Origin of the sequence: Shewanella sp. ISTPL2 (genome assembly GCF_013283205.1) — a bacterium.
GTDB classification, from domain to species: Bacteria; Pseudomonadota; Gammaproteobacteria; order Enterobacterales; family Shewanellaceae; genus Shewanella; species Shewanella oncorhynchi.
The window spans coordinates 1,484,903-1,497,194 of record NZ_JAAPAV010000001.1; the positions used below are offsets into that span (position 1 = coordinate 1,484,903).

At 44.4% G+C, this 12,292-nt stretch carries 12 protein-coding genes; 6 read left to right on the forward strand and 6 right to left on the reverse strand.

From position 1 onward, the window contains the following. Window positions 1-424 precede the first annotated feature (424 nt). Window positions 425-2,332 carry a sodium:proton antiporter gene (locus HUB64_RS06690; RefSeq protein WP_173496653.1) on the forward strand — a complete coding sequence of 636 codons (1,908 nt, stop codon included), beginning with the start codon at window positions 425-427 and terminating at the stop codon, window positions 2,330-2,332. A 208-nt stretch (window positions 2,333-2,540) separates the two neighbouring features. Here the strand turns inward: HUB64_RS06690 and HUB64_RS06695 are convergent, their stop codons facing one another. Continuing rightward, entirely contained in the window at window positions 2,541-3,899 is a 1,359-nt protein-coding gene (locus HUB64_RS06695) for a PLP-dependent aminotransferase family protein (protein WP_173496654.1), read from the reverse strand. A gap of 92 nt (window positions 3,900-3,991) precedes the next feature. On the opposite strand from HUB64_RS06695, the gene HUB64_RS06700 reads away from it, so the two are divergent. After that, a complete protein-coding gene (locus tag HUB64_RS06700; RefSeq protein WP_028760074.1) occupies window positions 3,992-4,618 on the forward strand; it encodes a LysE family translocator in 627 nt (208 codons plus the stop codon). A 184-nt stretch (window positions 4,619-4,802) separates the two neighbouring features. Then, window positions 4,803-6,560: a SulP family inorganic anion transporter gene (locus HUB64_RS06705; RefSeq protein WP_028760073.1), complete on the forward strand. Its 1,758-nt coding sequence runs from the start codon at window positions 4,803-4,805 to the stop codon at window positions 6,558-6,560. Between the two features lie 131 nt (window positions 6,561-6,691). Here HUB64_RS06705 and HUB64_RS23145 read toward each other — a convergent pair whose 3' ends face one another. Further along, the gene (locus HUB64_RS23145) at window positions 6,692-6,889 is read right to left on the reverse strand and encodes a hypothetical protein (RefSeq protein WP_028760072.1); all 198 of its coding nucleotides are present in this window, start codon (window positions 6,887-6,889) and stop codon (window positions 6,692-6,694) included. Between the two features lie 187 nt (window positions 6,890-7,076). Further along, entirely contained in the window at window positions 7,077-7,733 is a 657-nt protein-coding gene (locus tag HUB64_RS06710) for a glutathione S-transferase (protein WP_173496655.1), read from the reverse strand. A 144-nt stretch (window positions 7,734-7,877) separates the two neighbouring features. Between HUB64_RS06710 and HUB64_RS06715 the strand changes: the two genes are divergently transcribed. The 3 genes from HUB64_RS06715 to HUB64_RS06725 all read left to right on the forward strand — a co-directional run bounded on the left by HUB64_RS06715 (window position 7,878) and on the right by HUB64_RS06725 (window position 9,910). Then, a complete protein-coding gene (locus HUB64_RS06715; RefSeq protein WP_173496656.1) occupies window positions 7,878-8,051 on the forward strand; it encodes a hypothetical protein in 174 nt (57 codons plus the stop codon). Between the two features lie 47 nt (window positions 8,052-8,098). Next, on the forward strand, window positions 8,099-9,103 hold the full coding sequence (locus HUB64_RS06720; protein WP_028760070.1) for a rhodanese-related sulfurtransferase: 1,005 nt from the start codon (window positions 8,099-8,101) through the stop codon (window positions 9,101-9,103). Between the two features lie 339 nt (window positions 9,104-9,442). Further along, window positions 9,443-9,910 carry a hypothetical protein gene (locus tag HUB64_RS06725; RefSeq protein WP_131524476.1) on the forward strand — a complete coding sequence of 156 codons (468 nt, stop codon included), beginning with the start codon at window positions 9,443-9,445 and terminating at the stop codon, window positions 9,908-9,910. A gap of 166 nt (window positions 9,911-10,076) precedes the next feature. Here the strand turns inward: HUB64_RS06725 and HUB64_RS06730 are convergent, their stop codons facing one another. From HUB64_RS06730 to kdnB, 3 genes are all read right to left on the reverse strand, one after another. Beyond that, window positions 10,077-10,334: a DUF2897 family protein gene (locus tag HUB64_RS06730; protein WP_173496657.1), complete on the reverse strand. Its 258-nt coding sequence runs from the start codon at window positions 10,332-10,334 to the stop codon at window positions 10,077-10,079. 45 nt (window positions 10,335-10,379) lie between these two features. Further along, entirely contained in the window at window positions 10,380-11,117 is a 738-nt protein-coding gene (gene kdsB / locus HUB64_RS06735) for an 8-amino-3,8-dideoxy-manno-octulosonate cytidylyltransferase KdsB (protein WP_012197229.1), read from the reverse strand. Window positions 11,118-11,214: 97 nt separating this feature from the next. Continuing rightward, window positions 11,215-12,285 (reverse strand): 3-deoxy-alpha-D-manno-octulosonate 8-oxidase KdnB, encoded by a 1,071-nt coding sequence (gene kdnB / locus HUB64_RS06740; RefSeq protein WP_113939602.1) that lies wholly within the window; start codon window positions 12,283-12,285, stop codon window positions 11,215-11,217. Between the last annotated feature and the right edge of the window lie 7 nt (window positions 12,286-12,292).

The following is a 12,292-nucleotide window of genomic DNA, read 5'->3' on the forward strand; positions in this document are numbered from 1 at the left end:
GTAGGGCCACACGCATTTTAGTTGTTAGACATTAGCTCATCGTTATAGTTGACACCTAATAACGATAAAAGTTTGAGCTAGCGTATTATCGAAAGTCACCAGCGTGTATTGCTGATCAATGTCTTCGCTTCATCAAATGATTAAAGCCTTGTCGAAAGATAAGGCTTTTTTGTTTTTCTATTTTAAGTTTAAATCCCTATTTAAGGTAAATCTGATGTTTTCGGATTTGTACTACAGCTTATTTTACTTGATGTCGCTAGATTGCTCCGTTTTCTTGATTTTTCTCCATAGATGATGAGGGAAGAGTCATATTTAACAGTGGATATATCGAATAGATAATTTCAGCTTACTGTTCATGCTGTTGTCATCTGCGTCATTAAAGCTAAGCTCATTAGTATTTAGCTCAGTTATCTAAAGGATTTATATGGTTGAACACATTACTGGCATGCTAGCGCTAATTGGAGTGCTATCGTTATTTTGTCAATGGCTTGGCTGGAAACTGCGGTTACCAGCGATTTTACCCTTGTTGCTATGTGGGCTCACTTTAGGCCCTGGGCTTGGATTCCTCAATCCTGATGCGATTTTTGGTGATTTGCTTTTTCCGATAATTTCCCTCGGGGTCGCCGTGATTTTATTTGAAGGGGCTTTGACTCTTAACTTCAAAGAAATCAAAGATCATGGTCGTATGGTGACGCATCTTGTGACTATCGGTACCGTGATCACTTGGGCCTGTATCAGTACGGCCACCTTTTATTTACTGGATTTTAGTTGGGAAATTGCATTGCTCTTTGGGGCGTTAGTGGTAGTGACTGGGCCTACGGTTATCGTGCCAATGCTCAGAAGTGTGCGTCCTAAATCCCAGCTAGCGAGTATTTTGCGTTGGGAAGGCATAGTGATTGATCCAATAGGCGCGCTGCTCGCAGTGTTAGTCTTTGAATACATAACCGTTGCCAGCGATCAAACGACACATGTGCTTTATGCCTTAGGCTCTATGTTGTCCCTCGGATTAGGACTTGGCGCAGTGGCGGGTTATCTAACGGGACAAATCTTAAGACACAACCTATTGCCACACTATCTGCGTAATACCGCCGTTTTGACCTTAATGCTGGGTATATTTGTCGGCTCGAACCTATTACAAGAAGAATCGGGCTTATTGACTGTGACGGTTATGGGCATTTGGCTTGCGAATATGCGTGGTGTGGATATTGCTGAAATCCTTGAATTTAAAGAAACATTAACTGTACTGTTGATTTCTGCACTGTTTATTTTACTGGCGGCGCGATTAGATTCTAACGCCATGCTCGGCTTAGGTTGGGGTGGACTGGGTGTTTTAGCGGTGACCATGTTATTGGCACGACCGCTGAGTATTTGGGCTTCTGGTATCGGCACATCTCTGTCGAAAGCGGATAAGTGGTTTTTATGCTGGATTGCCCCTCGAGGTATTGTGGCCGCGGCGGTATCTTCGTTATTTGCAATCAAGTTAGAAGCCAACAATGTGCAGGGCGCAGATGCAATTGTGCCCTTAGTGTTCTTAATTATTATCGGCACTGTGGTGGTCCAAAGTTTAACAGCGGGACGTTGGGCACGATTTCTTGGGGTTAAAGCCGATTCTGCCCAAGGTTTATTGATCTTTGGTGCCTCAAAATTTTCCAGAGAGTTAGCGAAAATTTTAAAAGCCAAAGATGTCAAAGTGCTACTGGCTGATAATAACTGGGACAACATTAGGCTCGCGCGTATGGATAATATCCCAGTGTATTTTGGTAATCCCGTATCGGAACATGCTGAAACCTATATGGATTTAACTGGAATTGGCCGCGTGTTGATTATTTCACCTTACCGACAGTTAAACCCGTTAGTGAGCTTTCATTTCCAAGACTTTTTTGGTGCTAAAAAAGTTTTTGGTCTTAATAATACCGAAGTAGGCAGTGCGCGCCACCAGCTCTCTGAAAGTTATAAGCAACGTTTATGTTTGTTTGGTGATGCAGTGTCTTATGCCAAGATAGCCAGCCTAATGGCGAAAGGCGCTCAACTGAAAGTAACGAATTTAACCGAAAACTTCAGCTTTGAACATTTTCGTAAGCGTTACGGTGAGACGGCAATACCACTGGTTTACCTGACGAAAGAAGGTAAGGTCGTCGTTGTTTCGGGTAATGATACCGTATTTCCGAATGGCATTGAGCTTATCAGTCTATTGCCAATTGAAGCCTTAGAAGAAGCCAAAGTGCAGCAAGCAATTGCAGAGCGGGAAGCCCAAGAAAAAGCAGCAGAATCTGCTTTAGCAAAGGTAAAAGCGGAAGAGCATGAAAGCGAAGGTGATGACGCTGTTGGATAAGTTAAAGTTACCAAAAGATTTATTATCGAAATATTTTTTGACTAGCTGAAGAATATTTCTCAAATAGCACATTCAAGGCATCATAGCTGCGTGAGTTTTATGGCCAATCTTACTGCAGCTATAGATTACAGCCCAAAAAAGAGTATTAAAAATAACTTGGCTAGAAAGCCATGTTTATGCAGAAAGTTAGCTCTTATACAAGCAGTCATTACACTACTGAATAAGCATTTTGCACTAAGGAACGTATGGTCGATTCTATGCATTCAACCGCGAGATTGAATTGAGTGTCATTTTCGGCGCCACCAAGGCTCAAGCGGATAAAATTATCATGGCAATTAAAGTCATCACCATTACGGACTAATATGCCTTTTGCGGCCAGTGCGGTAACGAGGTGATGGGCTTTGATATCTTCTGGCAGTTGTATCCAACCGTTTAACCCTCGCCAAGTTTGGGTTAATCCCAGTCGTTCGCCCATGGCGATACAGTGACGTTGGCGTTGACGTACGAGCGTATCTCGTTCTGCAGTGATATGACCTTTCTTTATCAACTGACAGGCAATTTCAATATTCAGCGGCGACACCATCCAGCATTGGCTATGAATAGCGAGTCGCACTTGGGCGATAAGGGGGTCAGGAACCAGAATAAAACCTTGCCTTAAGCCGCCAGAAAACAATTTTGACAGGCTGGAAATATAAATCACCCTTGGGATCGCCAGCTGTTTTGCTAATTGCCACAGGGGCGAATGCCATTCTTCAGGTAAACAATAATTCACGTCATCTTCAATGATATAGAATTGATATTGCTCTGATAATTCAAGGATTTTCTGCCGCTGTGATTCACTGTACTGAATGCAAGTGGGGTTTTGATTATTCAGTGTGAGATAGACTAATTTAGGGTTGTGGATCTGTAATAGGGCTTCAAAGCGCGGCAGATCTAATCCTTCGTGGATAAGGGGCACTCCAACGCTAGTGACACCAAGCTGTTTAGCACAAATTCTCACGCCTGGATAACTGTATTGCTCGTGTAACAGTACATCGCCTGTTGATAAAAATGCGCTCAAACAGGCAAAAATGGCTTGCTGGCCGCCATGGGTAAAGACCAGTTGCTCGGGCGTTTGCTGTATGCCGCGTTGGTTTAACCATTGGTGGAACACTTGTTGGTGTTGATCTAATGGACTGGCGCGATAACCGAGTAACTGACTCAATTTAGTGGGGTCTTTCGCTAATTGGCTGAGGCAATCGCTTAGGGTGCTGATTTGATCTGTGAGTGGCTGCTGACAGGTCGCCATATTCAATTGTACGTTACCCATTTCAGGTACAGGGGAGGCATTGACATAGGTGCCATCTCCCACACGCGCTTCGACGTAACCCCTTTGTTCCGCCAATGCATAGGCGCGGGTCACGGTGCCAATAGTGATGCCTAAGGCATCGGCTAAACGGCGCTGTGGTGGCAGTTTACTACCTTGGGTTAACACCTTCTGCAAAATGCCTTGTTCTATGGCACTGACTAAGCGCTGATATTTCGGGCCTGAAAAAGTCGTTAGGTCTGGTGTCCAGATTGTACCCATGACAATAAATCCATTGATCTCTAATATTCTCCGTATATTATTTATTGCATCTTTTTATGTCAACAAATGTATGCATACAATTTAAGGCGAATATGAATACTGCACTGCTTTATGATCCACAATTATGGACTTTAATGGCCTCGACCGCGCTGTTTTGCGCGACTATGACAATGACTCCCGGACCGAACAATATTCTCTTAGCTAGCTCTGGAGCACATTTTGGTGTGCTGCGTACCGTGCCACATATTGCAGGGATCCGCTTGGGTTCGACCTCTTTACATCTTGCGGTATTATTCGGCCTCGGTACCTTGTTTGAAGCATTACCGGTCTTGCACCAAGTATTGAAATATTTCGCTTTAGCATATTTGCTGTATCTCGCGTACAAATTAGTGACGTCGCCAGTGCAGAGCACGCATTTGGATGATGGACGAAAACCTATGACGCTCATTGAAGCTGCATTATTTCAATGGATTAACCCTAAATCTTGGATGTCGACGATTACCCTGTGTAGCGCTTTTACATTAAGTGGCGATGGCTTTTGGTTGAGTGCGTTTCTTGGCGTATTAATGTTCAACATAGTGGGATTTCCTGCATCATTTACTTGGGTATTTGTCGGTGCCGCTATCAGTAAGAAACTCAATACCGATAGACGTAAGCGCCATTTTAATTGGTTTATGGGCAGCTTGCTCTTAGTGTCATTACCTATGATATTACGCTAGCTTGGCTTGAATTAAGTGCCTAAGCCTATAAATATTCTGAGGAAGACACTCGCGTAATGATTGGCTTTATGCCATAACCAACATACTATTGATGGCTTTTTAGGTAATGACCTTTTAGCTGAACATTTTCAGTCTCAGTTATACTTGTTGCTTATCTTGATAGTGTGTATATGGAGGTTGCCGAGTGAAGTTCCCTAGTTTGATTTCGTTTATGCCGGGATTGGCGCAATTATTACAATATGAAAAGCAATGGCTTAGGGATGATGTGCGCGCAGGCTTATCCGTTGCCGCTGTGGCATTACCCGTAGCGATTGCTTATGCCCAGCTCACTGGTGTGAATGCTGCCGTGGGTTTGTATTCCTGCGTATTACCAATGTTGGTATACGCACTATTTGGCACCTCAAAACAATTAATCGTGGGTCCAGATGCGGCGACTTGTGCTGTTATCGCCGCGGTTGTCACGCCCCTAGCTGCAGGGGATAGCATGAAGCACTGGCAGTTAGTGATGACCATGACGGCCATGACAGGCTTTTGGTGCTTGATTGCGAGTCGTTTTAGGCTGGGGGTGCTCGCCGATTTTCTATCAAAGCCGATTTTGATGGGGTTGCTTAATGGCGTTGCAATTACCATTATCGTGGGACAGTTTTCAAAAATCTTCGGTTTTACCTTCGATGAGCGTTATCTAATCGAACGCCTCAGCGGTGCGCCTTCCTACTTATCCAAAACCCATTGGCCGACATTGACTATGGGGATTGTGACGCTAGCGACTTATGCCTTAGTGAAACGGTTTCGTCCCCAATGGCCAGCTTCTATGTGCGCAATGGCGATGGCAGCTTTCCTTGTTTGGGTGTTTAACCTGACGAGCTTTGATATTAGCGTCGTCGGAGAAGTGACCTCTGGATTACCTTCATTCCAAGCGCCTGTATTTGATTTAGGTATTGCCCGTGAGCTTGTGGTACCGGCGCTTAACTTAGCCATGGTGAGCTTTGTGAGCATGATGTTGACGGCTCGAAGCTTTGCGGCAAAAAACGGTTACGATATAGATGCCGATAAAGAGTTCAGGGCGTTAGGAATAGCCAATATAGCGTCTGCCATATCTCAAGGTTTTGCGGTGAGCGGCGCGGATTCCCGCACTGCGGTTAATGATGCCAATGGTGGTAAGAGCCAGTTAGTGTCTATCATTGCGGCGGTATTGATTGGTGTTGTGGCGCTATTTTTCACTGCGCCTTTGAAGTTCATCCCCAGTGCCGCCTTAGGTGTGGTGCTGGTGATTGCCTCAATCTCGCTTATCGATTTAAAGTCACTGTGGAATCTACGAGTGCGGGATAGGTCTGCTTTTTTACTTGCCTGTATCACTTTGTTCTCTGTGTTGTTTATTGGGGTTATCCCTGGGATAACCTTGGCTGTATTACTGGGTTTATTCCAGTTCCTCGCTACTGTGATGCGGCCTACGGATCAAGTGCTTGGTTTAGATCATAAGGGCGTTATCCGTAGTGTCGATGAATCGGGTAAAGCTAAATCGGTTCCAGGAGTATTTATATATCGCTTTAATTCGCCGTTAACTTACTTTAATGCGACGTATTTTAAGCGTCGTTTACTGGAAAAGTTTATTCGGGAATTTGAGCCTGTCGATTGCATCATTATTGATGCAGTGCCTTGTTTTACCCATTTGGATTTAAGCGTGATGGCCATGTTGGCTGATTTACATCAATTGCTTAAAAAACGTGGCGTTCGTTTAGTGCTTGCGGGACGTAAACGGCAGATGCTGAGTTGGTTTGAGCAAGCGGGCATGCAGACAGGGGAGGGGGGTATTTTGATCCGGCCAGATTTGTATCTCGCCCTTAAAATGAATCAAAGCTATAAACAAGCCTTGGCTGAAGGGCAAGCGCCTGTGATCCAAAAAGTTCCTGATGACTCGGTATTGTTGCACAGTCATTTGTAGTTAACTGTCATGCCTTGTTTGATTAAACTGGGTCGTATAAATAGCGCAGCTTAAGGTTGCGCTATTTTTTCTTAATTTGATAATTAAATCAATGGTATGACTGGCTTTTTGAAGGTATTCAGTTTTACCGTTTAGTCTTTGAGAATTCTATCTAGGGGAATAAAACCGTGAAAACCATAATAACCCATAGGGCCGAGTATCAGACTCAGTAGGCACCATAAGCACTTTTTGTTGGTGCTGAGATCCACTTTACTCTTGAAAGCCCGAAGGGCAAATAGACAATGCAATAGCACCAGGCCCCCAAGCATAATAACGATATTAATATCCATATTTTCCAACTGTCTTATCCTTGTGTTCTATCATTCACGTCCTTGAGTCTTTAGGCGTGGTTACTTTTCTTGAGAAGATTGTCTAGCTACGATTAGCTAAATTAGTTACCTAGTAGCAAATACCTTACTTGAATATTTTACCGATGGCTATAACATAAAATAAAAATAATCTTTAAATCTTATTGGCTTACACGTCTCCTAACAAGCAAGTTGGAGAATGGCTAGCGTCCCAGATCACATATTTTTCCATCGCACGAATAAATATTTCACTCGAAATAAGTCGATTCAGCCAAGCGGCGACTCGCGGAAAATCATCACTAAGCGCACGTTTAAGATCCACTGCGGCAAACTGGCGTACAAAAGGTATGATTGCGTAGTCGGCAAGGCGAGGTGTATCGGCGACTAAAAAGGGGTGTTGCCCTAAGCATGTTTCAAGTTGCAGGAGGAAATGACTCGCCTGCTGATAATAATAAGCTTGCGTTTGCTCAGGGTAACGGTCGGCATATTTATAGCGGTCAAGGCATGGTTTAAATTGCTGATCATTTTTCGCGATAAGCTGTGCCATTTTATCTTCAATAGCAGGATTTTGCTGACACAATAGATCTAAGGGATCTGCTTGCGTGAGTGCCCAGCGCATGATCTCAAGACTTTCGGCAATCACCTCGCCGTTTGCTAGTACTAATACTGGCAAAGTACCCTTAGATGAGGCCGCTAGCATTTGTGGTGGTTTGGCTTTAAGGGTGATTTCACGGACTTCAACATTGCATTGGGCTAATAAGAGTCCCAAACGTGCTCGCATGGCATAGGGGCAACGGCGGAAGGTGTATAAGACGGCTAGAGTCATTCGGATTTCCTCTACTGTGCGGCGCCATGCGTGGAAGTTGATGCGACTAAAGCTGATGTCAGCGTGTTCATACTTGCTTATTGACGACGCGAGCATGCCAATGCGAATGTTGCGTGCCAATCATGCAATATTCAAAGGGCGCAGATGGTAACGCTTTCATACTGGGATTTCTGCTTAAATTACCATCATAGAATGATTTTTCTCACCACTGTGCGTAAAGAATTAAAGACCCTGTATTTTATCTGTGTTTATCTTGCTGTGACTCAGGTAGAATTCCGCGCTATTTTTGGGATCTGCAGCAAGGCTGCAGATGATTGATTTGTTTATGCACTGGAAATTAAGTTCCAGCCAGCAAAGAGGGTGTTATGGCTAAAGTTGTCGTATGTGCGTTATATAAATTCGTGTCGTTACCGCATTTTGAATCTATCCGAGCGCCATTGCTCGCTATGATGGAACAGGCCGAGATCAAAGGCACTCTGCTCCTCGCAAGTGAAGGGATCAATGGCACAGTTGCTGGCACTCAAGAAGCGATTGAAGCGTTATTAGTGTGGCTTAATAGCCAAAATGGCCTAGACAATATCGTTCACAAGTTATCATTTGACGATGAAATGCCGTTCTACCGCACTAAAGTCAAGCTGAAAAACGAAATCGTGACTATGGGCGTTGAAGGTATTGACCCACTTAAAGTGGTTGGCACCTATGTGAAGCCTCAAGATTGGAATGCGCTGATTTCTGATCCGGACGTGATTTTAGTCGACACCCGTAACGACTATGAAGTGCAAATCGGCACTTTCAAAAATGCCATTAATCCTGTGACTGAAACCTTCAGAGAATTCCCTGAATATGTGAAGCAGAATCTTGATCCTGCTAAACATAAGAAGGTCGCCATGTTCTGTACTGGCGGTATTCGCTGTGAGAAATCAACTGCTTATTTAAAAGAGCAAGGCTTTGATGAGGTCTATCATCTCGAAGGCGGTATTCTTAAATACCTTGAAGAAGTCAAAGCGGAAGAAAGCCTGTGGGAAGGCGAGTGCTTTGTATTTGATAACCGCGTTGCGGTAAATCATGACTTGAAGAAAGGCCAATACGATCAATGTAATGCTTGCCGTATGCCAATCACTGAAGCTGAAAAACAGAGCCCTGCCTATGTGCAAGGTGTCAGTTGCCCACATTGTATCGATAAAATTTCTGACGAGCAGCGTAAACGTTTCGTTGAGCGTGAACGTCAAGTGAATCTGGCTAAAGCCCGTAATGAAGCGCATATCGGTAGCGATGTAAATCAAGTGATTGAAGCGCGCCGTGAGAAAAAAGAAGCGCAGCGTCGACTCGCCGCCGAGAAAAATAACGCGAAAAAATCGCAAGCGCTTTAACTTTATATGCCATTAGATGAGTAGTGAGTTAGTCATGAGTTTGCACTGAGCTTGTTTGTCACTCAGGCAGTTTTCACATGGCTCTCACAGTGAATATGGCTTGCACTCTGGCCCGACTCGTTCGGGCCATTTTTTTATATAGATTTTAGTTTTAGCGTGAATGTGCTTTTAGGCCATTATTTAACTTATTATTTATCATAGCGCTATGCCGAAAACCTTAAATTTATGATAACTTTCAGTCGCTAGTATTAAAAACGTTAGTATTAACAACGCTAGCATTTCAAAAAAGTCGAGTGCTATATACGAAGGGAGCGATTCAGTGCAAGGTAGGCAAAGCGCATGAGCATTTGGAAAGAACTATACGATATTTTCGATAAGGAACGCAGTCGCTGGCAGCAATCGAGCGCCAGTAAGCAGGCGATTGCCTTCGAGTTAAAAGCCAATTTGGGTTTTCTGGCCGATGCCTTAAGCAGCGGTTTGTCGCAAAGTGCGATCGCCAGCGGTTTAGAATGCAGTATTTTTGAGGCAAAACTGAAAGAGGGCGCAGCACTCACTGCGTTAAATCACCGTAAAGTGACACTGAAATTTATTGGTGAATTTGCCGAGTTTAATAAATATGTCGGTAAAGAGAACGACGCTTTAGTCGAGAATGCTTACGCTAGAATCAAATCGCTGCAGAAGTTAGTCGCGGCTGAGCCCAATAAAAATCATGATCTTAAGATTAAATCCCTGTTTCGCTTTTTAGTCTTTTTAGTGGCGCACCTTGAGGAGCAGCCATTGAGTCGCACATCAGCGAAAAAAGCCTAAGGCGGATGAGTGGCATTGGCTAGCTTGTTATTTGAGAGACAAAAAAGGCGCCTGTGGCGCCTTTTCTATGTTTGCGAACGTCATTGCTCAGTGTTTATAGCACAGTCTTTAAAAGGCATGTTTAAGAGCCATCTTTAGACTCACTCTTTAAAAGCCGCCATTGAGCTTAGCTCCTAGGTGGTTCAGTTTTGCTTTGATCTGCTTTATTGGGTTCGGAGTCCGCAGAACCTGGCTTGTTTGAAGCCGCATCGGCGTCATTGTCTGCTGCCGAAGCCTTCGTAGTACCTGGCTTTATCTGCTTATCTTTACCATGTTGACCGAACTGCGGCAGTTTGAACTTAGCACTGTACTTCAACGCAGCAAGATTGCTGGCGATGACACCGACGATCAAAATAATAATGATCCAGACTTCTAAGGTCGACATACTCAGCTCCTGTTTCGAATTGACTCGCGCACACCTAACGGGCGATTAATCAACCGCTAAACGTTGCTCACATTTACGAATGTCTTCTGGCGTATCAACTTCAATAGAATCAAAGGCGCTAATGGCGATTTTGATTTTATGGCCGTACTCTAATGCACGTAATTGCTCGAGTTTTTCCAGATCTTCTAGACGACCTAATGGTAGGGCGGCGAAGGCCTGTACGAATTTGCGTGTATAAGCATACACACCTAAGTGCTTATAAACGGGGTAATCTTGAGTATCGCGGCCAAAAGGAATACGCGAACGAGAGAAATACAAGGCGTAGTTGTTGTTATCGAACACCATCTTCACATGCATAGGATCGTCAAGCTCGGCTTTATTGACGATTTCAAAGCCTAAGGTGGCCATTTCAAACTCACCAGGGTGACGCTCGAAGAGGCTGATGACTTGCTCGATAGAGGTTGGGTCAATTAGAGGTTGATCGCCCTGTAGGTTGATCACTAAGTCGTCATCTTTCAGTCCCAGTTGGTTTATTGCATCATTGATACGATCTGTACCCGAGGCAGCATCTGGGCTGGTCATGACTACTTTGCCGCCAAAACCTTCAACGGCCGCTTTAATGCGATCATCATCGGTAGCGACGTAAATATTGGTGAGGCCTTTGGCTAACGACGCGCGTTCATACACGTGTTGGATCATTGGCTTGCCGTTAATCGGGGCTAAGGGTTTGCCCGGGAAGCGGCTTGAACCGTAACGAGCCGGGATTAACAGAGTCACATTCATCAAATTATCCTACTTTTATCAAAGATATACAGTGTAGATATACAATGCATATAGACAAAAGGGCTCACAATTGAGCCCTTTTAACATGTGTTAGAGCTTAGATACGACGGAACAGGGCAGTCAACATTTCATCTGTGACTTTCTCTTCCCAACCCGCGCCGTAAACGTTAGCCCATAGTGGACCCATGCTCTTAGTCACGGCAACCATTTTCGCTATGGTTTCGTCTGGCAGATCTTTACAGATGTTCTTCGGTAGCGTGATGTTATGTTTCTTCATCATCAGACGGAACTCTTCAACGCCTTCTGGATAGAATTCTTCTAACACATCAAAGGCGATACAGTTGCCGATACCGTGGTGGTAACCCAGGATGTAAGACAGACCGTAAGATACCGCATGACAGGCACCCACTTGGCTATACGCTATGCTCATTCCGCCCATGAAAGACGCCATCATTAGCTTGTCGTCTTTTTCTACATGGTCGTCTAAGTACACTTGGCGACATAAATCCATCGCTTTTTCAGCGTAGGATTTAGAGAACTCGTTTAAGAAGGTACCTTGTAAAGATTCAACACAGTGGATATAGCAATCCATACCTGTGTAGAACCATTGGTCCGTTTCCACGCCTTCGATTAACTCAGAATCCATGATGATTTGATCGAATACTGTGTAATCTGAGTTCAGGCCTAGCTTACGTACTGGACCACATAATACTGCGGTGCGTGACGCTTCTGCACCAGTACCAGAAATCGTTGGGATACCAATGTGGTGTACCGCTGGGTTCTTGATTAAGTCCCAACCTTGGTACATGGCAGAGCCACCTGGGTTTGTCAGCATCAGCGATACCGCTTTAGCCACGTCCATGGTTGAACCGCCACCTAAACCGACGACGCTCACTGGCAGTTTGCTATTGAAAGCTTGAACTTGTTCAGTCAGGGCATCGATTTGAATTGTGCTTGGCTCTTCATCAACGTTAACCCAAATTACCATGTCTTGTGCTTTAGCTGGAATGCGGCCCTCAAGGGCTTTGCCTTGATGCACGTCATCGACTAAAAACACCACGAAGTCGTCGGCGGTTTTACGTTCAGCAGCTAACACTTCATCCAATTGGACGAATGAGCCACGGCCGAAGATCATTTTTTCAACTACTTTAAAATTCTTAAAACTCATTGCAACA

Bases quoted from the DNA above. Each gene is read 5' to 3' on its own strand.
- kdsB (WP_012197229.1), bottom strand. From the start codon at position 11,117: ATGAATGTGACTCTGTTAATCCCGGCTCGTTACGGTTCAAGCCGCTTC.
- HUB64_RS06720 (WP_028760070.1), top strand. From the start codon at position 8,099: ATGGCTAAAGTTGTCGTATGTGCGTTATATAAATTCGTGTCGTTACCG.
- HUB64_RS06690 (WP_173496653.1), top strand. From the start codon at position 425: ATGGTTGAACACATTACTGGCATGCTAGCGCTAATTGGAGTGCTATCG.
- HUB64_RS06710 (WP_173496655.1), bottom strand. From the start codon at position 7,733: ATGACTCTAGCCGTCTTATACACCTTCCGCCGTTGCCCCTATGCCATG.
- kdnB (WP_113939602.1), bottom strand. From the start codon at position 12,285: ATGAGTTTTAAGAATTTTAAAGTAGTTGAAAAAATGATCTTCGGCCGT.
- HUB64_RS06700 (WP_028760074.1), top strand. From the start codon at position 3,992: ATGAATACTGCACTGCTTTATGATCCACAATTATGGACTTTAATGGCC.
- HUB64_RS06725 (WP_131524476.1), top strand. From the start codon at position 9,443: ATGAGCATTTGGAAAGAACTATACGATATTTTCGATAAGGAACGCAGT.
- HUB64_RS23145 (WP_028760072.1), bottom strand. From the start codon at position 6,889: ATGGATATTAATATCGTTATTATGCTTGGGGGCCTGGTGCTATTGCAT.
- HUB64_RS06715 (WP_173496656.1), top strand. From the start codon at position 7,878: ATGGTAACGCTTTCATACTGGGATTTCTGCTTAAATTACCATCATAGA.
- HUB64_RS06730 (WP_173496657.1), bottom strand. From the start codon at position 10,334: ATGTCGACCTTAGAAGTCTGGATCATTATTATTTTGATCGTCGGTGTC.
- HUB64_RS06695 (WP_173496654.1), bottom strand. From the start codon at position 3,899: ATGGGTACAATCTGGACACCAGACCTAACGACTTTTTCAGGCCCGAAA.